The sequence below is a fragment of the Lentzea sp. NPDC058450 genome (genome assembly GCF_042721395.1).
Taxonomy (GTDB): domain Bacteria; phylum Actinomycetota; class Actinomycetes; order Mycobacteriales; family Pseudonocardiaceae; genus Lentzea.
Genome location: NZ_JBHXLO010000030.1, coordinates 70,163 through 96,029, shown reverse-complemented (window position 1 = coordinate 96,029; position 25,867 = coordinate 70,163). Strand labels below are relative to the sequence as shown.

At 70.1% G+C, this 25,867-nt stretch carries 26 protein-coding genes; 10 read left to right on the top strand and 16 right to left on the bottom strand.

The window, feature by feature from the left end; translation table 11 throughout:
• Positions 1-10: 10 nt before the first annotated feature.
• Genes ACFWNN_RS35260 through ACFWNN_RS35250 form a run of 3 tightly spaced genes read left to right on the top strand, consistent with a single transcriptional unit; the run spans position 11 to position 1,951 of the window.
• Positions 11-661 (top strand): MerR family transcriptional regulator, encoded by a 651-nt coding sequence (locus ACFWNN_RS35260; RefSeq protein ID WP_382444280.1) that lies wholly within the window; start codon positions 11-13, stop codon positions 659-661.
• A gap of 55 nt (positions 662-716) precedes the next feature.
• Entirely contained in the window at positions 717-1,223 is a 507-nt protein-coding gene (locus ACFWNN_RS35255; RefSeq protein WP_382444279.1) for an RNA polymerase sigma factor, read from the top strand.
• The gene (locus ACFWNN_RS35250) at positions 1,220-1,951 is read left to right on the top strand and encodes a hypothetical protein (RefSeq protein ID WP_382444278.1); all 732 of its coding nucleotides are present in this window, start codon (positions 1,220-1,222) and stop codon (positions 1,949-1,951) included. The genes ACFWNN_RS35255 and ACFWNN_RS35250 overlap by 4 nt, the downstream gene beginning before the upstream one ends.
• A 39-nt stretch (positions 1,952-1,990) precedes the next feature.
• On the opposite strand, the gene ACFWNN_RS35245 is transcribed toward ACFWNN_RS35250, so the two are convergent.
• Positions 1,991-5,176, bottom strand: coding sequence for a S8 family serine peptidase (locus ACFWNN_RS35245; RefSeq protein WP_382444277.1), 3,186 nt, complete (start codon positions 5,174-5,176; stop codon positions 1,991-1,993).
• Positions 5,177-5,287: 111 nt separating this feature from the next.
• On the opposite strand from ACFWNN_RS35245, the gene ACFWNN_RS35240 reads away from it, so the two are divergent.
• On the top strand, positions 5,288-5,776 hold the full coding sequence (locus ACFWNN_RS35240; protein WP_382444276.1) for an HIT family protein: 489 nt from the start codon (positions 5,288-5,290) through the stop codon (positions 5,774-5,776).
• Between the two features lie 35 nt (positions 5,777-5,811).
• Here ACFWNN_RS35240 and ACFWNN_RS35235 read toward each other — a convergent pair whose 3' ends face one another.
• Together ACFWNN_RS35235 and ACFWNN_RS35230 are read right to left on the bottom strand one after the other, a co-directional pair.
• A complete protein-coding gene (locus tag ACFWNN_RS35235; RefSeq protein WP_382444275.1) occupies positions 5,812-6,294 on the bottom strand; it encodes a GNAT family N-acetyltransferase in 483 nt (160 codons plus the stop codon).
• Positions 6,291-6,881 carry a TetR/AcrR family transcriptional regulator gene (locus ACFWNN_RS35230; RefSeq protein WP_382444274.1) on the bottom strand — a complete coding sequence of 197 codons (591 nt, stop codon included), beginning with the start codon at positions 6,879-6,881 and terminating at the stop codon, positions 6,291-6,293. The genes ACFWNN_RS35235 and ACFWNN_RS35230 overlap by 4 nt, the downstream gene beginning before the upstream one ends.
• A gap of 70 nt (positions 6,882-6,951) precedes the next feature.
• On the opposite strand from ACFWNN_RS35230, the gene ACFWNN_RS35225 reads away from it, so the two are divergent.
• The gene (locus tag ACFWNN_RS35225; RefSeq protein ID WP_382444273.1) at positions 6,952-7,593 is read left to right on the top strand and encodes an O-methyltransferase; all 642 of its coding nucleotides are present in this window, start codon (positions 6,952-6,954) and stop codon (positions 7,591-7,593) included.
• On the opposite strand, the gene ACFWNN_RS35220 is transcribed toward ACFWNN_RS35225, so the two are convergent.
• A complete protein-coding gene (locus tag ACFWNN_RS35220) occupies positions 7,577-8,173 on the bottom strand; it encodes a TetR/AcrR family transcriptional regulator (RefSeq protein ID WP_382444272.1) in 597 nt (198 codons plus the stop codon). The two genes, ACFWNN_RS35225 and ACFWNN_RS35220, sit on opposite strands and share 17 nt — an antisense overlap.
• A gap of 67 nt (positions 8,174-8,240) precedes the next feature.
• Between ACFWNN_RS35220 and ACFWNN_RS35215 the strand changes: the two genes are divergently transcribed.
• Positions 8,241-9,197 (top strand): SDR family NAD(P)-dependent oxidoreductase, encoded by a 957-nt coding sequence (locus ACFWNN_RS35215; RefSeq protein ID WP_382444271.1) that lies wholly within the window; start codon positions 8,241-8,243, stop codon positions 9,195-9,197.
• 45 nt (positions 9,198-9,242) lie between these two features.
• Here the strand turns inward: ACFWNN_RS35215 and ACFWNN_RS35210 are convergent, their stop codons facing one another.
• Positions 9,243-10,496, bottom strand: a complete 1,254-nt coding sequence (locus ACFWNN_RS35210) for an HRDC domain-containing protein (RefSeq protein ID WP_382444270.1) — start codon at positions 10,494-10,496, stop codon at positions 9,243-9,245.
• A gap of 70 nt (positions 10,497-10,566) precedes the next feature.
• Positions 10,567-11,220 carry a response regulator transcription factor gene (locus tag ACFWNN_RS35205; RefSeq protein WP_181320591.1) on the bottom strand — a complete coding sequence of 218 codons (654 nt, stop codon included), beginning with the start codon at positions 11,218-11,220 and terminating at the stop codon, positions 10,567-10,569.
• A gap of 357 nt (positions 11,221-11,577) precedes the next feature.
• On the opposite strand from ACFWNN_RS35205, the gene ACFWNN_RS35200 reads away from it, so the two are divergent.
• Positions 11,578-12,681 (top strand): dipeptidase, encoded by a 1,104-nt coding sequence (locus ACFWNN_RS35200; protein ID WP_382444269.1) that lies wholly within the window; start codon positions 11,578-11,580, stop codon positions 12,679-12,681.
• A gap of 28 nt (positions 12,682-12,709) precedes the next feature.
• On the opposite strand, the gene ACFWNN_RS35195 is transcribed toward ACFWNN_RS35200, so the two are convergent.
• The gene (locus tag ACFWNN_RS35195; RefSeq protein ID WP_285646726.1) at positions 12,710-13,252 is read right to left on the bottom strand and encodes a DUF3000 domain-containing protein; all 543 of its coding nucleotides are present in this window, start codon (positions 13,250-13,252) and stop codon (positions 12,710-12,712) included.
• A 72-nt stretch (positions 13,253-13,324) separates the two neighbouring features.
• On the opposite strand from ACFWNN_RS35195, the gene hemE reads away from it, so the two are divergent.
• Genes hemE through hemQ form a run of 3 tightly spaced genes read left to right on the top strand, consistent with a single transcriptional unit; the run spans position 13,325 to position 16,502 of the window.
• A complete protein-coding gene (hemE, locus tag ACFWNN_RS35190; RefSeq protein WP_382444268.1) occupies positions 13,325-14,359 on the top strand; it encodes a uroporphyrinogen decarboxylase in 1,035 nt (344 codons plus the stop codon).
• Complete coding sequence (gene hemG / locus ACFWNN_RS35185) at positions 14,359-15,786, top strand: protoporphyrinogen oxidase (protein WP_382444267.1); 1,428 nt, start codon at positions 14,359-14,361, stop codon at positions 15,784-15,786. Before hemE ends, hemG begins: the two co-directional genes overlap by 1 nt.
• A 23-nt stretch (positions 15,787-15,809) precedes the next feature.
• The gene (hemQ, locus tag ACFWNN_RS35180) at positions 15,810-16,502 is read left to right on the top strand and encodes a hydrogen peroxide-dependent heme synthase (RefSeq protein ID WP_382444266.1); all 693 of its coding nucleotides are present in this window, start codon (positions 15,810-15,812) and stop codon (positions 16,500-16,502) included.
• Between the two features lie 40 nt (positions 16,503-16,542).
• Here the strand turns inward: hemQ and ACFWNN_RS35175 are convergent, their stop codons facing one another.
• From ACFWNN_RS35175 to ACFWNN_RS35135, 9 genes are all read right to left on the bottom strand, one after another.
• Positions 16,543-19,638 carry a S8 family serine peptidase gene (locus ACFWNN_RS35175; protein ID WP_382444265.1) on the bottom strand — a complete coding sequence of 1,032 codons (3,096 nt, stop codon included), beginning with the start codon at positions 19,636-19,638 and terminating at the stop codon, positions 16,543-16,545.
• Between the two features lie 179 nt (positions 19,639-19,817).
• On the bottom strand, positions 19,818-20,189 hold the full coding sequence (locus ACFWNN_RS35170; RefSeq protein ID WP_382444264.1) for a hypothetical protein: 372 nt from the start codon (positions 20,187-20,189) through the stop codon (positions 19,818-19,820).
• Positions 20,182-21,000, bottom strand: a complete 819-nt coding sequence (locus ACFWNN_RS35165) for a DUF692 family multinuclear iron-containing protein (RefSeq protein WP_382444263.1) — start codon at positions 20,998-21,000, stop codon at positions 20,182-20,184. The genes ACFWNN_RS35170 and ACFWNN_RS35165 overlap by 8 nt, the downstream gene beginning before the upstream one ends.
• Positions 21,000-21,818, bottom strand: coding sequence for a TIGR04222 domain-containing membrane protein (locus ACFWNN_RS35160; protein ID WP_382444262.1), 819 nt, complete (start codon positions 21,816-21,818; stop codon positions 21,000-21,002). Before ACFWNN_RS35160 ends, ACFWNN_RS35165 begins: the two co-directional genes overlap by 1 nt.
• Positions 21,818-22,576 (bottom strand): TIGR04222 domain-containing membrane protein, encoded by a 759-nt coding sequence (locus ACFWNN_RS35155; protein ID WP_382444261.1) that lies wholly within the window; start codon positions 22,574-22,576, stop codon positions 21,818-21,820. Before ACFWNN_RS35155 ends, ACFWNN_RS35160 begins: the two co-directional genes overlap by 1 nt.
• Positions 22,577-22,586: 10 nt before the next feature.
• A complete protein-coding gene (locus ACFWNN_RS35150) occupies positions 22,587-23,387 on the bottom strand; it encodes a TIGR04222 domain-containing membrane protein (RefSeq protein WP_382444260.1) in 801 nt (266 codons plus the stop codon).
• An 85-nt stretch (positions 23,388-23,472) separates the two neighbouring features.
• Positions 23,473-24,351: a TIGR04222 domain-containing membrane protein gene (locus ACFWNN_RS35145; protein WP_382444259.1), complete on the bottom strand. Its 879-nt coding sequence runs from the start codon at positions 24,349-24,351 to the stop codon at positions 23,473-23,475.
• 266 nt (positions 24,352-24,617) lie between these two features.
• On the bottom strand, positions 24,618-25,040 hold the full coding sequence (gene msrB / locus ACFWNN_RS35140) for a peptide-methionine (R)-S-oxide reductase MsrB (RefSeq protein ID WP_382444258.1): 423 nt from the start codon (positions 25,038-25,040) through the stop codon (positions 24,618-24,620).
• Between the two features lie 96 nt (positions 25,041-25,136).
• Positions 25,137-25,427 (bottom strand): hypothetical protein, encoded by a 291-nt coding sequence (locus ACFWNN_RS35135; protein ID WP_382444257.1) that lies wholly within the window; start codon positions 25,425-25,427, stop codon positions 25,137-25,139.
• Positions 25,428-25,867: the final 440 nt, after the last annotated feature.

Genomic DNA, 25,867 nt, shown 5'->3' with positions numbered 1-25,867 from the left:
CACTATCCATATGCGTGTTGGCGAGCTTTCGAAGAAGAGCGGCGTCCCGGTGCCGACGATCAAGTACTACCTGCGTGAGGGACTGCTGCCCGCCGGCGTGCTGACCAGCCCGAACCAGGCTCATTACGACGACGAGCACCTGCGGCGGCTGCGCCTGGTCCGGGCCCTGATGGACGTCGGAGGTCTGTCGATCGCCTCCGTGCGTGACGTGCTCGGCGCCATCGACACGCACGACGAGTCGCTGCACAACAAGCTCGGCGCCGTCCAGGAGGCCATCAGCCACCCGAGCCCGGTGGAGCTCGACCCGCTGGCGGTCGCGGACGTCCAGGCGTTCTTCACGCGCAACGGCCAGACCGAGTGCGTCGACGTCACCGAGTCGAACGTGACCCACATGCTCGCGGCCGCGCTGTCCTCGGCCCGGTCGGTCGGCCACGACCGGATCCACGAGCTGCTCGACCCCTACCTGGAGGGGCTGAAGATCATCGCTCGGGCGGACCTCGAGTACGTCACCCGGCACAGCTCGCCCGACGACGTCATCGAGGCGATGGTCGTGGGCACGCTGATCGGGGACACCGTCCTCAAGGCGGTGCGGCGGCTCGCGCACGCACAGGTGTCGCGTGAGCGGCTCGGAGAAGGCACGGAGCCGTACCTCCCGAACTGATCCGTCCAGGGTGAAAGACCGGGCGTCCTGCCGGACATGTCCCGGGGTGGAGCAGGTGGACGTGGAACCGCGCCGGACGGGTTTCGACGCCGTCGCGCAGGAGCTGATCGAGCCGCTGCGCCGGTACCTCGCGCGCCGGACCGACGCGGCGACCGCGGACGACGTGCTGTCCGAGACGTTGCTGGTGGCCTGGCGGCGGCGGGCCGAGATGCCGGCCGAGCCGCTCGCGTGGGCGTACACCGTGGCGCGCAACTGCCTCGCCAACGCGGAACGGGCTCGGCGGCGGCAGGACCGGTTGCTCGTGCGGATCTGGCAGCTGGCGAGACCGCCCGAGCACGCACCCGCTCGTGATGACCCCGATCCGGGGCTGGCCAGGGCGCTCGCGCGGTTGTCCGCGGTGGACGCTGAACTCGTGCGGCTCTGGGCGTGGGAGGAGCTCGGGCCCGCGGAGATCGCCCTGGTCGTCGGGATGAGCGCCAACGCGGTCAGCATCCGCCTGCACCGGGCGCGCCGGAGGTTGAAGTCCCTGCTGGACGAGCAGGCGGAAGGAGAGCGGCCATGACCGACGACGACCTGCGCGACCGGATGCGCCGCGCCGACCCCGCCGCCTCGTTGCGGCCGTTGCCCGACGACGAGGCGCGCAGGCTGCTCGCCAGGCCCTCGGTTCCGGCGGCGCCCCGGTTCGCCTCGCGGCGGTTGCCGGTGCTCGTCGGGGCGGCGGCGGTCGTCGCCGTGGTGGTCGGGGTGCTGGTGTTCAGCGGTGGTGGGGAAGAGCCGGTGTCCCGGCCGGACGTCGCGTTGCCCACGTCGACGCAGCCCGGGCTGGAGAACGGGTCGGGGCTGCCGGACACCAGCGGTGGGCGGCTGACCACGAGCTTGCCGCCCACGACCAGCACCACCACCGCTCCGGCGCCGACCACGACCTCGTCCGACGGGCGGAAGACCACGGTCGCGGTGCTCGCGGACGGGCCGGTCGATCCGGAGGTCCGGTGCCGCGCGCCCGAGGCGGCGGTGCTCCGGGAGCGCGCGCAGATGGCGTTCGAGGCGACCGTGCTGAAGATCGAGGGCACCGTCGTGACGTTGCAGGTGCATCGGGCGTGGGTCGGTGAGGCCGATCTCGTCGAGGTCAGGAACACCGCGACCGCGCCGGTGCTGGCCGGGTTCGAGCCCGAGGTCGGACGGCGGTACCTCGTCGCGGCGAGCGACCTGCGGGTGATGGGCTGCGGGTACAGCGGTCCCGACGAACCCGGGCTGCGGGCGGTCTACGACGAGGCGTTCCCCGGGCGGTGAACGGCGGTGCGTCCCGAGGGCGCACCGCCGTCGCCAGGACTACCTGGTCAGGTAGGCGTTGATCACCGTCTGGGTGATCGAGTCACCGCCCTTGCCCGTCGCCGTGGCGCGCAGCGAGACGCTGCCGCCGCGGCCGGGGTTGACCACGTAGGCCGCGTTGCCGACGACCAGCACCTTCTGCCAGGTCGCGCCCCTGTCGTAGGACACCTGCGCGGACAACGACCTCGTCTTGCCCTGGACGGTCAGCGGGATTCGCTGGAACCGGTGCGCGGGCAGGGTTCCGTCGAGGGCGAGTTCCGGGGTGAACCGGACCATCGACAACGGCACCTGCGTGACGGCTGAGGTCGTCGCCGAGTCGAAGCCCCACGTCGTGGTGACCGAGGTGCTGATCGCCGCGACACCCGAGCGGGTCGCGGTGGTGGTCAGCTCGTAGCGGCCGGGCGTCGCGGGCAGCGAGAAGAACGTCTCCAGGTCGAGCGGGCGGTCGGTGGAGTCGATGACCTCGCCTCCGCGCTTGAGCACGGTCGAGCCCGCGTCGACGACCGAACCGCCGGAGCGGCCCTGCCCGTCGGCGAAGAACGGCAGGCTGCCGAACAGGATGTCGCCGTCGCGGAAGAGGCCGACCCGGCGTTCGTCGGTCAGCAGCGGGCCGAAGACGCCGGTGTTGAACGTCTTCTTGTAGGTGCGGCCCGGCTTGAACTGCTCGTTCGGCGAGTTCCAGTAGGCCTCGGAGGCCTCGCCATGGTCCTGTTCGAAGCGCAGGCTCCAGGTGTTGTCGGGGGAGTGCAGGTTCAGCTTGCGCGTGTGCGGCAGGGCGTGGCCGAACGCGACGCCGAACAACGGGCTGTCGCCCACCTCGGCCTGGGCGTGCAGGTAGCCGGTGCGGTCGGGAGCCGTGGTGCCCGCCGAGGCCTCGATGGTCACGAGGTCCTTCTGCTTGAGCTGCTTGCGGTAGCCCGTCCAGAACTTCGTGAGCGTGGTGTTCTGGTCGACGACGTGGAACTCCTCGCGGTCCGCGCCGGTGTAGGAGGCGATGACCAGCTCGTTCATCTCGCCGGACCTGCCCTCGGGGCCGACGTGGGCGGTGCTCAGCAGGTTCAGCGGCACGCCCAGCAGGCCGAAGCCGTACTCCATGTCCGGGACCTTGTGGCCGACGCGGATGTAGGAGTGCCGCTCGGTGGGCTTGCCGGGCAGGCCGATGTCGACGGGCTTGGCCTGGCGGGCGTCGAGCGTGATCGTGGTGTCCGCGGTGATGTCGATGTTCGTGCCGTTGAACCAGGTGTAGTACGGGTTCGGCTGGTCGGGGCGGACCCACTCGTGGCCGTTGAGCAGGTAGCGGCCCTTGGCCACGCGCAGGGTCTCCAGGCCGGTGCCGAGTCCGGCGAAGGCGCCCTTCGCCTCGTCGGTGACGCCCTGCAGGCTCGCGCCCCAGTTCGCGGCGGGCTTGCCGTCACGGCCGATCGTCTTGATCGTGAGGCTGTAGCGCTCGGGTTCGCGCGTCACGGCCGCAGGGGTCGTCACGGACTGGCCGCCGCCGCTCGCGTTGATGTACGCGCTGAACGTGCCGGACGCGTCGCCGCCGATCTTGGTGTCAGCGGTCAGAGTGGTGGTGGCCGTGCCGTGCGCGGGCACGGTCAGGGTGGCGTCCTTGAGTGTGAAGAAGCCCTGCGGCGCCGTGGTGTCGACCTTGAGCGTCAGACTGACCGGTTGGTTGCTTTGGTTGGTGTAGACGACGTTCTTGGTGACGGGGACGTCGTCGTGGTGCGGCCACAGCGCCGTGCCGAACGAGACCGAGCCGGAAGTGACCAACTGGTTGGTCGCCTTGGCGACGTCGGTGCGTCCGGCGCCCTGCTCGAACGGGGTGTGCGCGCCCGGCTTGGCCGACGCCATCAGCGCGGCCTTGATCTGCTCGCCGCGCCAGTCGGGGTGGTGCTGGGCGAGGATCGCCGCCGCGCCCGCGACGTGCGGGGTGGCCATCGACGTGCCGTCGAGCGAGATGTACCCCTCGGCCGGGCTGGGCCTGGTCTCGCCGAGCCTGCCCGCCGCCGCGGCGCCGATGCCGACGCCCGGAGCGGTGATGTCCGGCTTGATGGCGCCGTCACCGTTGCGCGGGCCGGTGCTGGAGAAGCCCGCGAGCTTGTCGTCGCGGTCCACGGCGCCGACGGTCAGCGCGGCGTCCGCACTGCCGGGAGAACCGACGGAGTTCGGCCCCGCGTTGCCCGCCGCGATGACGAACAACGTGCCCGTCTCCTGGGAGAGCCGGTTGATCAGGACCTCCATCGGGTCGAGCAACGGGCCGTCGTCGCCGCCGAGGCTCATGTTGACGACGTCCGCCTGCTGCTCGACCGCCCACTCGATGCCCGCGAGGATGCCCGACTCGTAGCCGGAGCCGTCGTCGCCGAGCACCTTGCCGTCGAGGATGCGCGCGCCCGGCGCCACGCCCCGGAACTTCCCGCCCGACTTCGCCCCGGTGCCGGCCGCGATGGACGCGACGTGCGTGCCGTGCCCGACGCGGTCCTGGTTGTCGGGGGAGTCGGTGAAGTTGCGTTCCGCGATCTCCTGCGTGGCGAGGTCGGGGTGTGTGTTGTCGACGCCGGTGTCGAGCACGGCGATCTTCACGCCCGTGCCGTCGAGCCCGGCCTGCCACGCCTGGGGCGCGCCGATCTGGGCGGTGCTGCGGTCGAGCGCCGCCTTGCGCACCGCGTCCAGCCAAACGGTTGTTTGCCGACTTCGGGCGTTGGTGCTCGTCAGCGACGTCCACACGTCCTGGGCGGACTTGGCCGTGACCGTGACGGCGTCCACGCCGATGCGGCTGAACGACCGTGCGGCGGCCAGCCCGGAACCCTGCGACACGAGCACCTTCAGGCCGTCGTGCTTCGCGTACTCGGGCCTGCTCAGCAACGCGACGTCGAACAGACGCCGGTCGACCCGGCCCTCGGCGATCAGCGGCTCCACGTCGGCGGGCACGGCGTAGAGGTGCGCGCCGTCCTCTCTCGTGGAGACCGGGATGTGCTCACGGCCTGGCGCGGCCTTGAACTGCAGCGGCCTGCCTCTGTCGTCGGTCAGCACCTGGTCGCCCGTGATGAGGGTGATCCACTGCTGCCGGGCGGTTGCCTGGCCGGTGCGGGTGCTCGTGTCGGACGTGGTCGCGGCGGCGGGGGTGACGCCGCTCAGGACCGCGGCCAGCACGAGGCCGGCGGCGGCGAGGGGGAGATGAGGTTTCAACGGAGGCCTCTCCTGGGGACGGACAACTCCTCGGCGGCATATGTCCGTCACTCCTCCCCGATATTTCGCAACGGCAACTGTCAACAGCGCGCCCTCCGGTACAGCTGGATCATGACCAGCCGCGTCCCGTTGGACTCCGACAGCTACCTCGCGCTCTCCCGCCGCGCCTGCTTCGTCTGCGAACTGCTCGCCGGCAACCCGGACTACCCGCACCACGTCGCTCACCGGGACGACGTCGCGATCGTGTTCGCGAGCAGGTTCCCGTCGGTCGTCGGTCACTTCCTGGTGGCGCCGGTCGACCACCGCGAGCACGCCATCGCCGACTTCACTCCCGACGAGTACGCGGCGATCCAACGGGTCGTGCACCGGGCAGGCACCGCCCTGAGCTCACTGCTGCCCGTCGAGCGGCTCTACGTGGTGTCGCTCGGCAGCCAGCAGGCCAACCGGCACGTCCACTGGCACCTCGCACCGCTGCCGCCCGGAGTGCCTTACGAAGATCAGCAGATCGCCGTCTTCGAGCCGTCCCGCGGGGTCCTGGACGTGCCGGACGACGAGGTCGCCGACCTTGCCCGGCGCCTCGGCGAGCGCATGGCCGACTAATATATTGCGCCTGATGTATTAGTTGGCGGCTGCCGTCAGGGGAGGCGGAGGAGCCAGCGGACCTCGCCGTCGTGGACGTCGGCGGTCGGGGTGAGGCCGGCTGCGGTGGCGACGGCGGCGGAGGCGTGGTGGTTCGGGTTGATGTGGGCGATCACCGTGTGGACCGGCTGGGTGCGGAGCCAGGCGACCAGGCCTTGAGCCGCTTCGCTGGCCATGCCGCGGCCCTGCCACGGGGTGCCGACGACCCAGGCGATCTCGGCGGTTCCGTCGGTGATCGTTGCCTGGACGGTGCCGGTGAGGCGGTTGTCGCCCCGGAGGCGGATCACCCAGTTCAGCCAGCGCACGGCCGGGTCGGGGGAGCCGGCGGCCAGGCGTTCGTAGCGGGTGTGGAGGGCGTCGGGGGTGAGCGGGGTGCCGCCGGTGAAGGTGTGCAGAGCCGGGTCGGCGAGGACGGTGGCCATCTCGGTGGCGTGCTCCGGGGTCAGCGGGAGCAGGTCCAGGCGGGCGGTGGTGATCATCGGTGGCGGGTCAGGAAGGTCGTCACCAGGTTGTCGGTGAAGGCGCGGGGGACCGGGGCTCCGGTGACCAGGACTCGGTAGTGGATCGGGCCGACGAGGTGGTCCACGGCCTCGTCGAGGTCCAGGTCTGGCGGCAGGTCGCCGCGGGCCACGGCTCGTTCCAGCGGGAGGCGGTCTCGGGTGCGCTGGTGGCTCAGGTGGTCGTCGCGCAGGCGGGTGGCCAGGGCCGGGTCGTGCTGGGCCTGGCCGGTGAGGGCGCGGAAGACGGCGCCCGGGTCCGAGGTGGTGAGGAAGTCGGCCAGGGCGGCCAGGTGGGCGCGGAGGTCGGTGGCCAGGTCGCCGTGGTCGGCCGGGGTGAGGTGTTCGGCCATGTCCTCGGCGAAGGCTTCGAGCAGGACGTCGACCTTGGACGGCCACCAGCGGTAGATGGTCTGCTTGGCGACGCCGGCCCTGGCGGCGATGCCCTCGATGGTCACGCCGGCGAAGCCCTTTTCGGCCAGGAGGTCGTCGGCCGCCTCCAGGACGGCTCGGCGGGCTTCCTCGCTGCGGCCGTGCCTGTTGCCGCGGTGTGCGGTGTCGCTGGTCATCGCCTGTCTCCCACGTGCGTACCTTAGCCGGGGCTAGTCTAGACGCAACGTTGCGTCTACTCTGGCGGCCATGACGATCACGTTGCACGAGGTTCGGGTTCGCGAAGTGCTGGAGCGGTTGTTCGAGGCCGCGGAAGGGGACGAGGGGTTCGAGGCGCCCTGGGAGGAGTTGCGGTTGGCGGGCGCGCAGGAGCGGGCCGACGCGTTGGACTCGGTCTACATGCCCATCTCCGCTCGGGGCGGCGACCTGCTGTACGGGCTGGTGCGGGCCTGCCGGCCGGAGACCGTGGTGGAGTTCGGCACGTCGTTCGGCATCTCGACGCTCTACCTGGCGGCGGCTGTCCGGGACAACGGGCGCGGGCACGTCTACGGGACCGAGATGTCCGCGGTGAAGGTGGCGGCGGCCAGGAGGAACCTGGACGACGCCGGGCTCGGGAGTGTCGCCACGGTGTTGCCCGGTGACGCCCGGCGGTCGCTGGCCGGGATCGAGGGGCCGATCGGCCTGGTGCTGCTCGACGGGTGGAAGGAGCTCTGCCTGCCCGTGCTGCGCGACCTCGAGCCGCGGCTCGCGCCGGGGGCGTTGGTGGTGGCCGACGACATCGACCAGGAGTCGATGGCCGGGTACCTCGAGTACGTGCGGGACCCGGCCAACGGGTACGTCAGCGTCGCGTTCCCCGTCGAGGACGGGATGGAGATCAGCTGCCGGGGGTGACGCAGCGCAGCGCCACGTCGGTGGCGGTGTGCAGGGCGGCGAGGGTGGCGGCGGGGGAGTCGCCGCGGCTGAGGCTGGTGACGGCCGCGGCGCTGATGGCGCCCACCAGCGCGCCGACCGCGGCGGACGCGGTCACCTCGTCGAACTCGTCCGGATAGGCGGCGAGCAGGGCCGCGGTGATCCGGGTCTGGGCCTGGAACGTCGCGTGCAGGACGCGCGCCTGGACGGCTGGGGTGGTCACGACCAGTTCCGCGCGGAGGGCGGCCAGGCCGGACGGCAGGTCGCCCTCCGCGGTGTTCGTGATCATGTGATCGGCGGCCGCCGCCAGGGACTCGCGCGGGGTCGGGTGAGCGGCGATGGCGGCCACGGCCAGGGACGTGCGGGTGTCGCTGTCGACCAGGAGCACGTCCTCCTTGGTGGGGAAGTGGAGGAAGAAGGTGCGTTTGCTGACGTCGGCCAGGTCGGTGATGTCGGCGACGCTGGTGTTGTCGTAGCCCCGCTCGGTGAAGAGGCGGACCGCGGCGGCCACCAGGGCCTGGCGGGTGGCGTGTTTCTTGCGGTCGCGACGGCCTTCGGGCATGCGCGCAGGTTAGTGCACCCCGTAAATTGATGCACTCGGTGTAGTTTTGCGCCTAGTGTAGTCAACGTTGGGGGTTGCGATGGGTGTGGCCGGGCGGACCGTGCTGGTGACCGGAGCCGGGCGGGGGATCGGGCGGGCCGAGGCCTTGCACCTGGCCGCGGCCGGGGCGAACGTCGTGGTGAACGACCCCGGGGTCGGGATCGACGGGCGGGGCGGGGATGCCGGGGTCGCCGCAGCCGTGGCCGACGAGATCCGGAGGCGGGGTGGGCGGGCCGTGGCGGACACCGGGAGCGTCGCGGACTGGGAGGCGGCGCGGCGGATGGTGGCGCTGGCCGTCGCGGAGTTCGGAGACCTGCACGTCGTGGTCAACAACGCCGCCACCGAGGTCAACAAGGGGATGGAGGCGTTGACCGAGGAGGAGTTCGACGGGGTCGTCGCGGTCAAGGTGAAGGGATCGTTCGCGGTCAGCCACTGGGCCGCCCGGTACTGGCGGGAGCGGTTCGAGGCCGGGGAGCGGAGTGACCGGGCGATCGTGAACACCGCGTCCGGGTCCGGGCTGCTGAATCCCCTGCCCACCCAGTCGAACTACGCCGCGGCCAACGCCGCCGTCGCGGCGATGACGACCGTGCACGCTCTGGAGCTCAAGAGGTTCGGGGTGCGGGTCAACTGCGTCAGTCCGTCGATGGTGCGGACCCGGCTGACGGCCGGCGTGCCGGCGGGGGAGCGCATGACCGGGCCGGAGGTGGTCGCGCCCGTCGTCACCTATCTCGCCGGGGACGGGTGCCCGCTCACCGGGCAGGTGCTGTCGGTGCGCGGCGGGTCGGTCGCGGTCAACCAGGGGTGGTCGCTCGGGCCGCGAGTCGGCGACGAGAGCGACGTGTGGAGCGTCGAGGCGCTGGCCGTGGCAATGGACGACGTCGACGTCGTCGACCCGTTCGACGCGTTGACGGCGGCGCTCGGCGGTGCACTGGGACTGAGTCGGCGCGAAGACGTCGAGGCCGTCGTCAACGCTCAGCTGGGCTGAGGTCGCCTGGGCTGATATATCGGATATCAGCCCAGGCGGTCAGCGTTACGCCGGTGGTGGAGCGGTCGACGCCAGGGCCTTGGTGAGAGCCTCCAGCGTCAGCGAGATCTGCCACGACCGGGCGCCGCCGTCGCGCAGGACGGTGGCGACGGAGTCGGGCGAGAGGTCGGCCGGCGGTTGCCAGCAGGTGCGCCGCACCAGGTCCGGCAGCAGCAGGTTCTCGACCGGGAGGGTGTTGGCCTCGGCGATCGCGGCCAGGGCTGCTCGGGTGGCGGCGAGGCGGGCCGCGGCGTCCGGGTCCTTGTCCGCCCAGCGGTTGGGCGGCGGCGGGCCGTCGTGCTGGCCGGCCGGTTCCGGGAGTTCGGACTTCGCGAGAGCGCCCGCCTTACGCAGGGCGTTCATCCAGACGCCCACCATGCGGCGCTGCGAGCGGCCGCGGAAGACCGGCAGGGCCAGCAGTTCGGCGTCGGAGGCGGGGTTGCGGGCGGCAGCCTCCATCAGGGCGGAGTCCGGCAGGACCCGGCCTGGGGCGATGTCGCGTTCGCGGGCCACTGTGTCGCGGGCTTCCCAGAGCGCGCGCACGAGGGCCAGTTGCCGCTGGTTGCGCACGCGGTGGATACCGGACGTGCGCCGCCAGGGGTCGGTGCGGGGACGCGGCAATGGCGCCGTCCGCACCGCCTCGAACTCTTCGAGCGCCCAGGCGAGTTTGCCCTGGCGCTCCAGCTCGGCTTCGAGAACGTCGCGCAGCTGCACGAGCAGCTCCACGTCCAGAGCGGCGTACGTCAGCCAGTCGGCGGGAAGAGGACGGCGCGACCAGTCGGCCGCGCCGTGCCCCTTCTCAAGCCGGTAACCGAGCAGCCGTTCCACCAACGTGCCCAGTGCGACGCGATCGAACCCAGCCAGCCTGCCCGCCAGCTCGGTGTCGAACAGCACGCCGGGTCGGAGACCGAGTTCGGCGAGGCACGGCAGGTCCTGAGACGCCGCGTGCAACACCCACTCAGTGCCCTCCAACGCCTGCACCAGGGGATCTAGCCGACCGCCGAGGGCGATCGGGTCGACCAACCAGGTGCCGGCGCCTTCCCGGCGCAGTTGCACCAGATAGGCACGCTGTGAGTAGCGGTAGCCCGAGGCTCGCTCGGTGTCCACCGCGACCGGGCCCTTCGCCCCGGCGAGCGCGTCAGCGGCTCGCCGGAGCGCAGCTGGATCGGCGACCACGGGCGGGACCCCATCAGCAGGTTCCGTCAGCGGTACCGGTTCTGGTCCGGTTGGTGCGGTTGGCTCGTCGGCGGGTACATCCACAACGGATGACCCTACGACGATCGCACCCCTCACAGGTGTTCTCGGCCGGTTCAGTGGTTCGAACCGGTGTCTAACGGATCACGCCGGCACGCATGGCCAGCGCGACCATCTGAGCGCGATCCCCGGTGCCCAGCTTCCGGCCGATCCGCGACAGGTGAGACTTCACCGTCAACGCGGACAGGCTCAGAGCCTCGCCGATTTCCTTGTTGCTCTGGCCATCGGCGACCAGCTGGAGCACCTCGACCTCACGCGCGGAGAGTTCCCGCGGCGTGTTGTCCGTGCCCGGCACCCGAGTACCCGCTGCGAGTACTGGTGCCACGCTCGGATCTGCGTAAACGCCGCCGTCGAGGACCCTGCGCACCCCATCGGTGACCACCATCGGCGAGGCGGACTTCAGGAGGTACGCCTGAGCGCCCGCCTGGAAGGCCGACCTGACCGCGTAGGGGTCGTCGGAGGATGCGAGGACCACGATGCGGGGCCAGCCCTGGGCACGAAGTTCCGTGACCAGGTCGATGCCGGTGCCATCCGGCAGGCCCAGATCGAGGATCGCGAGGTCGCACGGTCCGGTTGCAAGTGCCCGCGCCCGAGCCTCTGCCACCGATGCGGCCTCATGCACTGTCCCGGCTCCCATTTGGGTGAGCCGAGCTGATATCGCCTCCCTCAGCAGTGGGTGGTCGTCGACCACCAGCACTGAAAAAAGCTCTTCCCGCGGGTGCGGGACCATGTTCGCCGGCAACGAGCCGGCTGGCGTGGTACGAACGGCCTGACCTAAGCCGACGGCAGCCACGTCACTACCTCCCTGGAGTCGGTCGTGCCCCCCGACCGGCACCGGAGACTTTCGTCCAATCAGCCGCGCCACTGATCGACCGAAAGTGGTGTCGTCTGGGGCAGCGTAGCCGCCCATGCGGGTCTACGGGACGATCAATCGGGTATCTATCCCTATTGAGTTGTGACAGATGGCCTCATGTGTCACACGATTGGATGACAACTAGATAGGGGGTGTAACGCGAGCCCCTCTCAGAACGACATCTTGGAGTTGGTTGTGTCTAGCGGTGCTGGTGTCGAACGAGCGCGGGCCCTGTTGCAGCGTGTTCCCCTCGTCGACGGCCACAACGACCTCCCGTGGGGTCTGCGCGAGTTCGGGTACGGAACGACCGAGAACGTCTACGAGACGGCCGCCAAGATCGATCTGACCGAGCGTCATCCCAGCCTGCACACGGACGTCGTGAAGATGCGTGAGGGCGGCCTGGGAATGCAGTTCTGGTCCGTCTGGATCCCCGGCAAGCTGGCGGGTGACGGAGCGGTCACCGCCGTCCTGGAGCAGGTCGAACTGGTCTACGAGTTGGCGGAGCGGTACTCCGATCACCTCGGCATCGCGACGACCGCCGCCGAAGCTGAAGAAGTTTTCGCCTCCGGGCGTGTCGCGTCACTGATGGGTGCCGAGGGCGGACATTCCATCAACTCTTCACTCGGCGTTCTGCGCGCACTGCGCCGCCTGGGTGTTCGCTACATGACGCTGACCCACAACGACAACACGCCGTGGGCCGACAGCGCCACTGACCAGCCGGAACACGGCGGGCTGACCGAGTTCGGCCGCGACGTCGTGCGCGAGATGAACCGGATCGGCATGCTCGTCGACCTGAGCCACGTCGCGCCCAGCACCATGCACGACGCGCTCGACACGAGCGTCAAGCCCGTCATCTTCAGCCACTCGTCATGCCGCAAGGTTGCGGACCACCCGCGCAACATTCCCGACGACGTCCTGATCAAGCTGAGGGCCAACGGCGGTGTGGCCATGATCACATTCGTCCCGGACTTCGTGTCACCCCGTGTCGCTGAATGGGACGCAGCCCTTCGGGACGCGATGACAGAGGCCGGCCAGAGCCACGCCGACATGGGCCAGCGCAAGGAGTTCACCGAGAAGTGGTCGGTCGAGCACCCGAAGCCGATCGCGACCCTCGACGACGTCGTCGCGCACGTCGAGCACGCGCGTGAGGTCGTCGGCGTCGACCACATCGGCATCGGCGGCGACTACGACGGTGTCCAGGCGCTCCCGCAGGGCCTGGAGGACGTGTCGACCTATCCGAAGCTCTTCGGCGCGCTGCTCGACAAGGGCTGGTCCGAGGACGACCTCACCAAGCTCGCGGGCGCGAACGTGCTGAGGGTTCTGAAGGAATCCGACTAGTCAGTTACCAAGCGACTGGTTGGTTGGTTCAGCGCTGGCCGAACAGCGTGACGCCGACCGGCGGCAGCCCCACGGCCGTCGCCATCAGGTCGTAGAACGCGGTGCCGTGCTCGGCGAGCTCTCCGTCGAGCGCGGTCCACGACGCGCGCAGCTCCAGGTCGTCGGTGCGGGCGGGGCCCGCGATGTCCCCGAACCGGGCCGACGACGTCTGCGTCACGGTGCCGCCCAGCGCGGTGAACTCCGCGCCTGACTGCTCCAGCGCCTCGGTCAGCCACGACCACCCGACCTCGGGCAGCAGGGGATCGGACGCCAGCTCGTGGTCCAGCTCGACGCGCACGTACGCCACGACGCGAAGGACACCGCCCCACGCCTCGTCGCCGTCCGGATCGTGCAGCAGCACGAGCCTTCCGGTCGACAGCTCGTCCGACGGGCCGGTGACCTCAGCCGTCAGCGCGTACGCCCACGGAGCGAGCCGCTGCGGCGGGCGAACTTCGGTGAGTTCGATCTCGGGCCTGTGGCGAACCGACTTGAGCGTCCCCACCGCCCGGCGGAAGATTTCCGGCTCGGTCACACAACTGACTGTATGCCTCGCAATCCGGCCGAGTGACGGCGGCACGCCGGGACGTGGGACCATGAAAGAGATATGAGCACTCAAGTCCCCCTCCTCGTGGCCGCAAGTGGCGGCACCCCGTCGCACACCCCTGTCTGGTTCATGAGGCAGGCGGGACGGTCGCTGCCCGAGTACCGCGCCCTGCGTCAGGGCACCGCGATGCTCGACGCGTGCATGGACCCCGAGATGGTCTGCGAGATCACCATGCAGCCGATCCGGCGGCACGGTGTCGACGGGGCCATCCTCTTCTCCGACATCGTCGTGCCCCTCAAGGCCGCCGGCGTCGACCTCGACATCGTCGCGGGCACCGGTCCCGTGGTCGCGAACCCGGTCCGCACGCTCGAAGACGTGAACGCGCTGCCCGAGCTGCACACCGAGCAGGTCCAGCCGGTCCAGGACGCGATCGGGTTGCTGCTGAAGGAACTCCCGAACGAGGTCGCGCTGATCGGGTTCGCCGGAGCGCCGTTCACGCTCGCGAGCTACCTCGTCGAGGGCGGCCCGAGCAAGAACCACGAGCGCACCAAGGCGCTCATGCACGGCAACCCCGAGCTGTGGCACGCGCTGCTCGCCAAGATCGCGGACGTCACGGCGGCGTTCCTGCACGCGCAGCTCGACGCGGGCGTGCAGGCCGTGCAGCTGTTCGACTCGTGGGCGGGCGCGCTGTCCGAGCGCGACTACCGCCAGTTCGTGCTGCCGCACTCGAAGCGCGTCCTGGAGACGATCTCCGGCGTGCCGCGCATCCACTTCGGCGTCGGCACCGGCGAGCTGCTGCCCGCGATGCGCGAGGCGGGCGCGGACGTCGTCGGCGTCGACTGGCGCATCCCCCTCGACGTCGCCGTCGACCGGCTGGAGAAGGCGGCGCCGGAGCTGCCGAAGCCGGTCGTGCAGGGCAACCTCGACCCGGCGCTGTTCTTCGCGGGCTTCGACGCCGTCGAACGCGAGGTGCGCCGCATCCACGCCGAGGGCAAGGCCGCGGCGGGCCACATCTTCAACCTGGGGCACGGCGTGCTGCCGGACACCGATCCGGAGATCATCACCCGGACCGTCGAGCTGATCCACAGCTTGTAATGCACGGTAGAGCGCCGCACGTCGCCGTCGTCGGGGGAGGCATCTCCGGGCTCGCCGCCGCGCACCGGTTGCGCATGCTGCTCGGCCCGCAGGCCAGGATCACCGTGATCGAGCAGTCCGACCGGCTCGGCGGCAAGCTCCGCACCACCGAGCTCGCGGGTGTGCGGTTCGACGTGGGCGCGGAGGCGTTCCTGCACCGCAAGCCGGAGGCGCAGGAGCTGATCGACGAGGTCGGGCTCTCCGACCACGTCGTGCACCCCACGGACGCGAAGGCGTCGGTCCACGCGGCCGGGCACACGCACCAGTTGCCGGCGCACACGTTCATGGGCGTCCCGGCGAGCGTCGAGACCGTGCGGCACATGCTGTCGTCCGAGGGCGCGCTGCGCGTCGAGATGGAACCGACGCTGCCGCCGATCGAGCTGCGGGGCGGTGACGTCGCCGTCGGCGCGCTGATGAAGGACAGGTTCGGCCCCGAGGTTTCCGACCGACTGGTTGGTCCGCTCCTCGGCGGCGTGTACGCGGGCCGGGCAGACGAGCTGGGCCTGCGCGCCACCATGCCGCAGATCGCGACGTTGCTGGACAAGGGCGTCGGCTCGCTGCTCGCGGCGGCCGCGATGATGATGCCCGCGCCACCGCAGCCCCGCGCGTCCCGCCCGCCCGTCTTCGCGTCGCTCGCGAACGGCGTGTCGTCGCTGGTCGACAAGCTCGCCGAGGTCGCGAAGCCCGAGATCAGGCTCGGCCTGCCGGTGCGCGTGCTGTCGTGGCTCGGCGACGGCTGGCGCCTGGAGATCGGCTCGGCCGCGACGCCCGAGTACCTGGAGTGCGACGGCGTCGTGCTCGCGGTCCCGGCGCCGTCCGCCCGCAAGCTGCTGCACGAGATCGCCCCTCAGGTGTCCGCCGCGTACGGCAAGGTCGAGGTCGCCTCGATGGCCGTCGTCGCGCTGGCCCTTCCGCCGGGAACCGAGCTGCCGCAGCGCTCCGGGATCCTCATCGGGGAGGGGGAGCGGTACTCCGACCGCATCACCCCGTTCACCGCCAAGGCCTTCACGTTCTCCAGCCGCAAGTGGGCGCACTACGGCGAGCCCGTCATCCTGCGCGGGTCGGTCGGCCGCCACGGCGAGACGGCGCTGCTGCAACGCAGCGACGCCGACCTCGTCAAGGCCGTCCGCAACGACCTGCGCGAGCTGACCGGGATCGCCGCCGCGCCGATCGACTTCGTGGTGCAGCGCTGGGGCGGCGGGCTGCCGCAGTACGGCGTCGGCCACGTGGATCTGGTGGACACGATCGAACGCGGCATCGCGGAGGTGCCGGGCCTCGCCGTCGCCGGCGCCACCCTGCACGGCGTGGGCGTTCCGGCCTGCATCGCCACCGCCGACGCGGCCGCAGCCCGTGTCGCAGCACACCTGCTGGGCCGCGTCAGGCGTTGAGCGGCGCGTGCCAAGATGGACCTATGGCGCGCCTGAACTACAACGAGCTCAACGACACCATCCGCTACACGATGTGGTCGGTGTTCCGGGTCGAACCCGGAAAGCTTCCGGACGACCGTTCGGCTGCCGCGAGCGAGACCCAGGACTACCTGGACGCGTTGGAGGGCAAGGGCGTCGTCGTGCGCGGCGTCTACGACGTGGCCGGTCTGCGCGCCGACGCGGACTTCATGATCTGGTGGCACGCCGAGGAGATCGAGCAGGTGCAGGCCGCCTACACGGGCTTCCGCCGCACCCCGCTCGGCAAGGTCTCGACGCCGGTCTGGTCGCAGGTCGCCCTGCACCGCCCCGCGGAGTTCAACCGCAGCCACATCCCCGCGTTCCTCGCGGGTGAGGAGGCGCGCAAGTACGTCTGCGTCTACCCGTTCGTGCGGTCCTACGAGTGGTACCTGCTGCCGGAGGAGGACCGCCGCAAGATGCTGGCGGACCACGGCAAGGAGGCCCGCGACTACCCGGACGTCCGCGCGAACACCGTCGCGTCGTTCGCGCTCGGCGACTACGAGTGGCTGCTCGCGTTCGAGGCCGACGAGCTGCACCGCATCGTCGACCTCATGCGGCACCTGCGCGGCACCGAGGCGCGGCTGCACGTGCGTGAGGAGATCCCCTTCTACACGGGCACCCGCGTCCCGGCGGCCGAGCTCGTTCTCAACCTGCCGTGAGGTGAGTCGGGGGCTCAGAGGAGAGCCCCCGACCAACCGGTTATTTGGCCGCGACCCTGTAGGCGCGGATGACCGTCAGCTCGACGGTGCTGCCCTTGGCGTCCTTGCCCGTGGCCTTCAACGAGGTCCACTGGGCGTTGCCGGGGTGGTAGATCAACGCGCTGTCGCCCACCACGCCCGCACGGCGCCACGTCTTGCCGTCGTCGTGCGAGTACTCGACGCCGGTGACGCGGACCTTGCCCGCGTCACCCTGCGACTGCGTGAGCAGCCCGACGCGCTGCAACGTCCCCGCCGGCACCGCGCCGTCGTCGTCGAGCTTCGGCTCGAACCGGACCACGGGCAGCGACGGGATGGTGCTCTTGCCCTCGACACCGTGGGACTTGAAGTTCCAGGCCGCGGACACCTTCGTGCTGAACTCGAACTGCTTGCTCCGGTCGAGGCTGACCTCGGCGCGGAAGTCGCCCTGCGCCAGCGGGACGTTGGAGAACGTGCCGCCGCCGTCGGTCTCGCCGAGCAGGACCCCGTTGCGGTACAACGCGACCCGCCCGCTGTCGATGGTGGACAACCCCTCGCCGTGGTTGCCGTCGCTCAGCATCGGCGCCCCGACGTAGAACTGCGACCCGTACTGCTGGAGGTAGCCGTACTGCGACTCGGGCAGGCTCGGCGAGAACACCGGCCGGACCTCGCGCTCCTGGTACGACCTACCGGCCTTGTAGTCGCGGTACGGGGAGAAGTGCCGCTCCTCGGAACCGTTGGCGTGCCGCGACATCACGAGGGACTGCCAGCGCATGTCCTGGGTCGTCACGTACTCGACCGCGGTCGCGCCGGGAGCCACCGGGTAGAGCGCGGTGCCGCCGCTCAAGCCCTGCGGAGACAACGGCATCTCGCCCTTGGACGCCAGGGTGTCCGGCTTGACGCCTCCGATCGTGCTCCTGACCTCGGCCAGGTCCTTCTTCGCCGGGGCCTTGGTCAGCCCGACCGGAAGGCCGCCGGGCACCGGGTAGGCGAGCCGGTAGAACCGGTGCGGGTCGGCCGTGGTGTTGGCCTGCAACGACGCGACCGACGACAGCTCGGCCGGCGGGAGCGGCCCGCCGCCCTGGGCGATCCGGAGACCGTCGAAGCCGCCGAACATGAAGAAGGTCGCCCCCAGCGCGCCGCGGTCACCGAGCGCGCGCCGGTAGCTCAGCACGCCGACCGTGAAGTCGCCGGTCTGCTCCGGGGCCTTCACCGACACCGGCTGCGCGAGTCGCGCGTCCTGCTGGACCGTCAGGTTCCCGGTCAGCTTCACCGTCGGCTGGATGAGCAGGTCCATCTCCTGCGGACCGGCCGAGAGCGACGTGTCGAGGATGTAGGTGCCCTTGGGCAGCCGCACCTTCAGGTCGCCCGCGCCGAACACCGGCGTGAACACGTTGTTGTCCAGGCCCACGGCGAACGTGAACGAGCTCTCCGGGTCCTTGCCGTCGCGGGTCGTCAGGTCGATCTTGAGGTCGTAGCTCTCCACCTCGCGGTCGATCCCGACGAGCGTGCGAACGGTGTGCGGGCCGGACGTGGCCACGACCTCGCCCGCGTACGCGGCGTCCTTCGTGCCCGCGCGGCTGTCACCGGTGACGTTCACGGACGCGGTTCCCTTGGCGGGCACCGTGACCTTCGTGGCTCCGAGCGTGAACATGCCCGCCGGAGCGGTCGTCTTCAGCGCGAGGTCGAGCGTGAGCGGCGCGTCCGTCGGGTTCGCGTAGGTGACGGACTTGGTCACCGGCACGTCGTCGGCGTGCGGCCACTCGTGCAGGCCGAGGTTGACCGTGGTGTCCGCGGTCAGCACCTGGCCGATCGCCTTGGCCACGTCGATGCGCCCGGCGCCCTGGTCGAACGCGCTGACGCCCGCGGTGGGCTTGGCCGTGGTCGCGAGCACCGACTTGACCTGTGCCGGCGTCCACTCCGGGTGCTGCTGCCGCAGCAACGCCGCCGCGCCCGCCACGTGCGGGGTCGCCATGGACGTGCCGCTGAACGCGACGTGGTCGGCGGTGCCGGCCTTGGCGGCGACGATGTCGACGCCGGGTGCGGTCACCTCGGGCTTGAGCCCGCTGTCTCCAACGCGAGGGCCTTTGCTGGAGAAGATGGCGAGCTTGTCGTCGCGGTCGACGGCGCCGACCGACAGCGCGGCCTCGGCCGTGCTGGGCGAGCTCACCGAACCCGGCGAACCCGAGTTGCCCGCCGCGATGACGAACAACGTGCCGTACTGGGCCGTCAGGTCGTTGACGGCCTGCTCGAGCGGGTCGACGTCCGGCGTGTCGCCGCCGCCGAGGCTCATGTTGACGACCTGGGCGCCCTGCTCCGCCGCCCAGCGCATGCCGTCGAGGATCCACGACTCCTGGCAGCCGAACTCGACGCACACCTTCGCGTCGAGGATCTGCGCGCCCGGCGCGACACCGCCGTACTTCGCGTCCTTGCTCGCGACCGTCGCCCCGACGTGCGTGCCGTGCCCGACGTTGTCGGTGTTGTCGGGGTCGGTCGTGAAGTTCTTCTCCGCGACCTGCTGGCCGGCGAGGTCGGGGTGCTTCTCGTCGACACCGGTGTCGACGATCGCGACCTTGACGCCCTTGCCGGTGATGCCCTTCTGGTGGGCGGCCGGCGCGCCGATCTGGGCGACGCTGCGGTCGAGACTCGGCTTGCGGATGCCGTCGAGCCAGATCTTGTCGCCGCTGTCGGTCTCCGCCTTGAGCGCCGTCCAGTCGTTCGCCGACCGCGCCCCGACTCTGGCCCGGCCGTCGACGATCAACGGCATGCGGTCGCGGTAACCGAACTCCAGCAACGTGGTGACGTCGAAGAGCCTGCGGTCGAGCCGGCCCGCCGCCAGCGGCCCGAAGGCGTCCTGCGGGACCACCATCACGTGGCCGTCCGCGGTGCGTGCGGTCTTGAACGACATCTTCCCGCGACCCTCACCTGGCCGGATCGCGAGCACCTGGTTGTCGTTGCCCAGTTCGACCTGGTCACCCGTGACGAGGGTGACCTCGTCGACCGCTTGCCCCGGACTTGGAGCGTGATCAGGTGCTGGTGGTGCGGCGCCGGCCACCCCGGCCGGTAGTGCCGTCAGGGCCAGCGCCACCGCGGCGCCGAGCGCTGTGAATTTTCCGCGCATTCGAATCCCCTCATGCTTCGAATTGCTGCGCGCTGTGGTTCGCGCAGGCCGGAGGCCTTTCGCGGCAAAGCGAAAGCAATGCGTCCACAAAGGTCCCCCGACCCTTTCGAACGTAACGACGGCCCGTAGTGGGCACACAGGGCCGAACGGGGGATTCTCGCCCCCGTTTTGTTCGCCCGTCAGTTCGACTGCCAGAACTTCCAGCGTGCCTTGCGATTAACTGACAGTTCGCCGCGTTCGCGGCACCAATCCGCAAAAGATGCGGCATCCTCGCGCGCGCGTGAGCCCGCACGACGTGGGTGTTCGACGGCGTAGGCGTCGAACAGCTGCCTGAACCGGTCGCCGAGCTCGTCGGCGACGGCGGGCCCGAGCATGCGGACGATGCCGCGTCGTTTCGACAGCAGTGCACGGCGTTCGACGTTCAGGCGTTGTTCGTCGAATCCCGCGGGTGCGGGGCCGTTCCCGAGCAATGCATTTAGCAGCTCGGCCTGTTGCTGGGCAAGCCTTTCGCGCGCTGCCGAAAGGCTGTTCTCATTCACGATTTCAGGCACGATGTTTGTCCACCACCGCACGGATCGCGGCCAGTTCGCTCGCGATTTCGGTGTCGGACGGGTAGTTGTCGTCGCGTTCCAGCAGAACACCCGGAGGCGCGACGCGCGAGCACAGTTCGTCGAGCACTTCGAGAACTTCCGGAAGAACCGCGTGCGCGTGCGTGTCGTGGTAGATGTCGCCGTGCTGTTCGCCGCCGGCCACGTGCACGTACGCGAGGCGTTCGAGCGGGATCTCGTCCAGGAAGCGTTCCGGGTCCGTGCCGATGTTGCGGGCGTTCGCGTAGAGGTTCGCGACGTCCACGAGCAGCCAGCAGTCCGTGCGCTCGACGAGCTCGGCGAGGAACTGGCCCTCGGACAGCTCGCCGTCCGGCCACTCCAGCAGCGCGGCGACGTTCTCCAGCGCGAGCGGCACGGGCAGGTTCGCCTGGGCGAGCTTCACGTTGGCGACGAGCACGTCGAGGGAGTCCCTGGTGCGCGGCACCGGCATGAGGTGGCCGGAGTCGAGGCCGCCCGCCCGCACGAAGCAGACGTGGTCGCTCACCATCGGCGCGCCGACCGCCTCCGCGACCGCGCCGAGGTGCTCGACGCGGTGCAGGTCGACGGGGTCGGCGCCGCCCAGCGACAGCGACACGGCGTGGGGGAGCACCGGCACGCCGCGCTCCAGCAGCAGCGTCACCGACTCCGGCAGGTGTCCGATGTGGAGGTTCTCGGCGACGACCTCGACGAAGTCCACGCCGGGCAGCCGTTCCACGGTCAGGTCGATCTCCGAACGCCAGCCGATGCCGACGCCCAGGTCCTTGATGCCCGCCATCAGTCGCCTCCTCCGCCACCACCGCAGCTGCTGCCACCGCCGCCGCAACTGCTGCCGCTCGAGCTGCTGCAACTACTGCTGCTCGACGAACAACTACTGCTACCACAGCTGCTGCTGCCACACCCGCTGCCGCAGCTGCCGCACGACGCCGCGCTCGATGCCGCACCGGCACCACCACCGCGGGCGTTCCTCCGGCGCTTCTTCTTGCGCGGGACCATGTTCGTCACGGCCTGGGACATCCCGAAGAGCGCGCCCACGGGCCGTCCGCTGATGGTGCCGCGGAAGCCTTCCAGTGCCACGGCGAGAACTCTGTCGCTCGCGGTGACGCCCGCCAGCGCCGCCCTGCCCGCCCTCGTGAGCGGTTTCGCGCCGAACGAGTACCAGGCGGTCCCGAGGAACCCGGCCGTGCCGATGAGCAGCCACGGTTGCGTGATGGCGGCCAGCGCCATGACCAGTCCGATCACCAGGAACACCCACCACGCCCCCAGCCGGGGGCGGGCACTGCGGGTGAGCCGGCGCCGGCGCAGTTCCCGTTGCAGGGCATCCATTTTCACGCTGTCCGCGGCGTTGCGCACGACCTGACCGATTCGCACCGATTTGCTGCGCACCTGGTTGTGGATGTGCGTCTCGACGTCGGTCGTGGCGCCGTGGCCGTTCTGGTGCACGGCGGACACCAGGCCGTCGCGGGACACCCGCACGATCCCGCCGTCGAGCAGCCTGGCCAGCGCGGTCTCCGCCGCCCGGCCCGGACCCGCCGTGAGGAAACCGATCTCTTCCGCGGACACGTCCGTGCGCCGTGCCGCCGTGGGAACCGCCATCAGCTTCCTCCTCCGCCGCCACAGCCTCCGCCGCCGCCACCGCAGCTCGACCCGCTCGAACAGCTCGAACCGCCGCACCCGGACGTGCTGCCGCACGCACTGTAAGCGCCGTGCCCCGCACTGCCCGAAGAGGACCGCCGGGACCTGCGCGCCGGTGGCGGTGTCACGACGAGGTTGTCCGGGAGACCGAACAGCGCCCAGACGCTCTGGGAGGCGATCCTGCCGTCGAAACCGTGCAACGCCACCGCGTGCACGCGGTCCTGGGCGGTCACCTGCCGCAGCGCTGCCTTGCCCGCGTGCGTGACGGGATCGCGGCCGTACTGCCAGAAGAAGAAGCCCAGCGCGATCGGCACGCCGTAGAAGCAGCCCGGCGCGGAGAACCCGAGCACGAACAGCAGGACCGCGATCGCGAGCGAGAACCACCAGCCCTCGTGCCGGTGCCGCCCCCGTTGCATGAGGCCGCGCCCCAGCAGGTGCTGGTGCAGCTGGACCATCTCGGTGCTGGTCGCCGCCGACGGCAGGATCGTGTCGAACGGGACACCGGTCCGCGCCTGGCTCAGCATCCGCGCCTCGACCGACGTGGTGGCGCCGTGGCCGTTCTGGTGCACGGCGGAGACGAGCCCCTCCCGGGACACCCGCACCAGGTCGCTGTCGATCAGCCGGGCCAGCACCGTTTCCGCCGCCCGCCGCGGACCCGCCTTCAGGTAGCCGGCCTCCTCGGCCGACAACCACGTCCCCTGCGTCGTGGGTGTTTCCATCAGTTTCCCCCTAACTGCTGGAACTGCTGCAGCTACTGCTACTGCTGCTGCAACTCGAACTGCTGCAACTGCTGCTGCTACTGGAACAGCTGCTGCTGGAACTGCTGCAACTGCTCGAACTGTTGCAGCTGCTGCTCGAACAACTCGATCCGCCGCCGCAGCTGTGGTTGTCCCAGTCGTACGAACTGCAGCTGCTCGCGATGTACGAAGTGGACGTACCGGTGTTCGTCGCCCGCTGTTTGCCGCGCCGCAACCCGAACAACGCGACGTTGTCCGCACTGCTGCGCGGGTTGCGCAACGCGTACATCCACACGGCCTTGCCGTTGCGGGTGAGCCTGCCCTTCTTGCGCAACAGGATCGCGAGGAACACCAGCAGCGCCGTCACCAGGAACAGCCGCGGGTCGATCGCGAACGCCACGAACACCGACACGAACGCCAGCATGAACAGCACCACCCGCAACGCGGACTTGCCGCCGCGCGGCCGTCCCCACTGCTGCGGCACCATCCCTCGCGCGACGAGGCTCTGATGCAGCGCGCCCATCTCGTGGCTCGCCATCGCCACCTGCGTGACCTGGTGGATCGGGCGGGCGGTGCCGTGCAGTCCGGCGAGGACGTACGCCTCCAGCGCGCTCGTGGCGCCGTAGGTGTTCTGGTGGACGGCGGTCACGAGTCCCTCGCGGGAGATGCGCACGAGACCGCCGTCCAGCAGCCGGGCGAGCACGGCCTCCGCCGCCCTGCCCGGTCCCCCTGCCAGGAACCCGATCTCCTCCGCGGACCACGTGGTCCGGTGCGGTGTCGAGGACGTTGACATCAGCACTCCCCTCACTGGTGTCGGTGCATCTTCGACGTGAGATCTACCCCTGGGTTCCCGGTGTTACCTGATTAGGACCGAACGATCAGCTGCCGCCGCCGCAGCCGCCACCACAGCCGCCGCCACCGCCACAACTGCTTCCGCTTGAACACGAAGAAGAACTGCTCGAACACCCGCTGTAGCCGGTGGTCGCGGAGTACGAACCGGAACCGGACGAGGCGAGCAACGAGCTGCGCACCGCCAGATCCGGGTAGGTGGCGAGACCGCCGAAGAGCACCATGCCCGCCGCACCGGCGTACAGGCCTTCGTCGGTGTTCGCCCGCACGCTCGTGCCGCGCGCCGACGACAGCACGTCGTTGCCCTTGCTGGTGCGGATGTGCTTGCCACGCCTGGTCAGCACCAGGATCAGCAGACCCGTGATGACGAGCTGCAGCGTCAGCCAGCCGATGCTCGCGCCGATGACGATCCCGTTGATCCAGCGGGCGAACCCGACCGCGAGCACCAGCCAGAGACCGAGGGATCCCTTGCGCAGCGCGCTTTTCGCGACGTCCGGGTCGACGACCAGGCCCATCTCGCGCAGCCGCTCGCCGATCGACGTGACCACCCGGTCCTGGGCGACCGACGGGATCATGAGGTTGACCGTGCGGTTGGTGTAGCGCTGCGCGTCGGTGATGACGGCGCGGTCGACGTGGTTGATCGACTTCGTGTCGGACGTGGCCTGAACGGTGCCACGCCGTGAAGTCCTGAGCTCACCTGCGGTGAGCAGTCGCGCGACGGACGTCTCGACCACGCGCCTTGGACCGCCTGCAAGATATGCGAGCTCGTCCATGTCGAGGGAGCGCACGGGCTGGGTGCTCCGACCCGCCCGCACGCGTACCCGAACGACGATCGCCGCCAGCACCGCCAGCGCCAGCGCGATCCAGTAGAGCCGGAGGAACTCCGGTCCGGACAACCCCCAAGCCATCTGACCCACCCCCTGACTTGCCCCGAATGTGCTTCGGTGCACTCATGGTGTGGTCCGGGCCACAGCCCGGCAAGGCTTGTTGACGAAGCCTTAGGGTTGTCCGCTTTCCGTCATGCTTTGGGGTGGAACGTTGTCAGCGTTCCACCGGTCGCTAGCTCGACGAGCCGCCATCGACTCCGCCGGAGCCTTCACCGTCAGTACCGAAGAAGATCATTTCTGCCTCCCAGGTCTGTCCGGCCCGTGGTGGCCGGACTGGGCTCAGTCTCCTATTCGGACGGAACGAGTTTCAAGGAGACGGAGTTGATGCAGTAGCGCTGATCCGTCGGAGTGGGGTACCCCTCACCCTCGAAAACATGCCCGAGGTGGCTGTGGCACGCGGCGCAGAGCACCTCCACGCGCTTCATCCCGAGTGCCCGGTCCTCGCGGAGGATCACCGACTCCCCGGCCAGCGGCGAGAAGAACGAGGGCCACCCGCAGTGCGAGTCGAACTTGGTGTCACTGCGGAAGAGTTCGGCCCCGCAGGCGCGGCACTCGTAGACGCCCTCGGTCTTGGTCTCGGTGTACTCACCGGTCCACGGACGCTCGGTGCCCGCCTGCCGCAGCACCGCGAACTCGGCGGGGTTGAGAACAGTGCGCCATTCCTCTTCGGAACGCACGACTTTGGGGGTGGCGCCGACAACAGGTTCCATGTCCCTTTATAACGCGGCGGCGGGTGCGAGGCTTCCCGAGCCTGCCGCGGTCCAGGCCGTCGTAAGACCCCGTTAAGGACTCGTTCTCGTTCGGGGTCAGAAGATGATGGCGAGGATGTCGCCGAGCGCGAACCAGATCGTCAGGATGACCCCGAGCAGGATCAACCCGACCACGAGCACCGCCACGAGCCGCTGGTGCCCGGTCGTGCGGTTGGCCGAGTCCGCGAAGTCCTGCACGCCGTCGAGGTAGCCCTCGACCGTGTACCCGGGACGCTGCCGCTGCATCTTGCCGAGATGGTCGGCGAACGCCTGCGTCTCGGGGTCGTGCGGGTCGAGGCCGATGAGCTCCTCCTGGAGTCTCTCGTTCTCGTCCTTCGAATCGCCCATAACCACCAGCCTAGTGGCAGAGGGTGAACATTCCGGTGTGCCGGGCGTTGACGTTCAACGCCCGCCTGGGGCTGAGGCCGAGCGGCGCCTGTAGGGGGAGATTGCGCGCGCAGGGGGCAGGCGGGAGGTGTCGCGTACCTGGGACGGCACCAGAGGTGAGGCGGGGAACGGCTAGGTGGCCCGTGACGAGAGGCGGGGTGGTGGTGAGCCAAGCGGCGTGGTTCAAGGCAAGACTCAGGTCACCAATGGCTTTAGGTGAACGCGAAGCCGAAGGCGAGCCCGTACGAGCGCGCGTACGGCGATGGCGCAGCCGAGCTTCCTTGCCTCAACGCAATGCCGAAGGCGAGGCGTCCTTCCTGGGCGCACCACGGCAGCCGGTAATGACGTGACGTACCTGCACAAACGCAGCCACGCACGCTTGAGATTGGGGCTTGACTTTG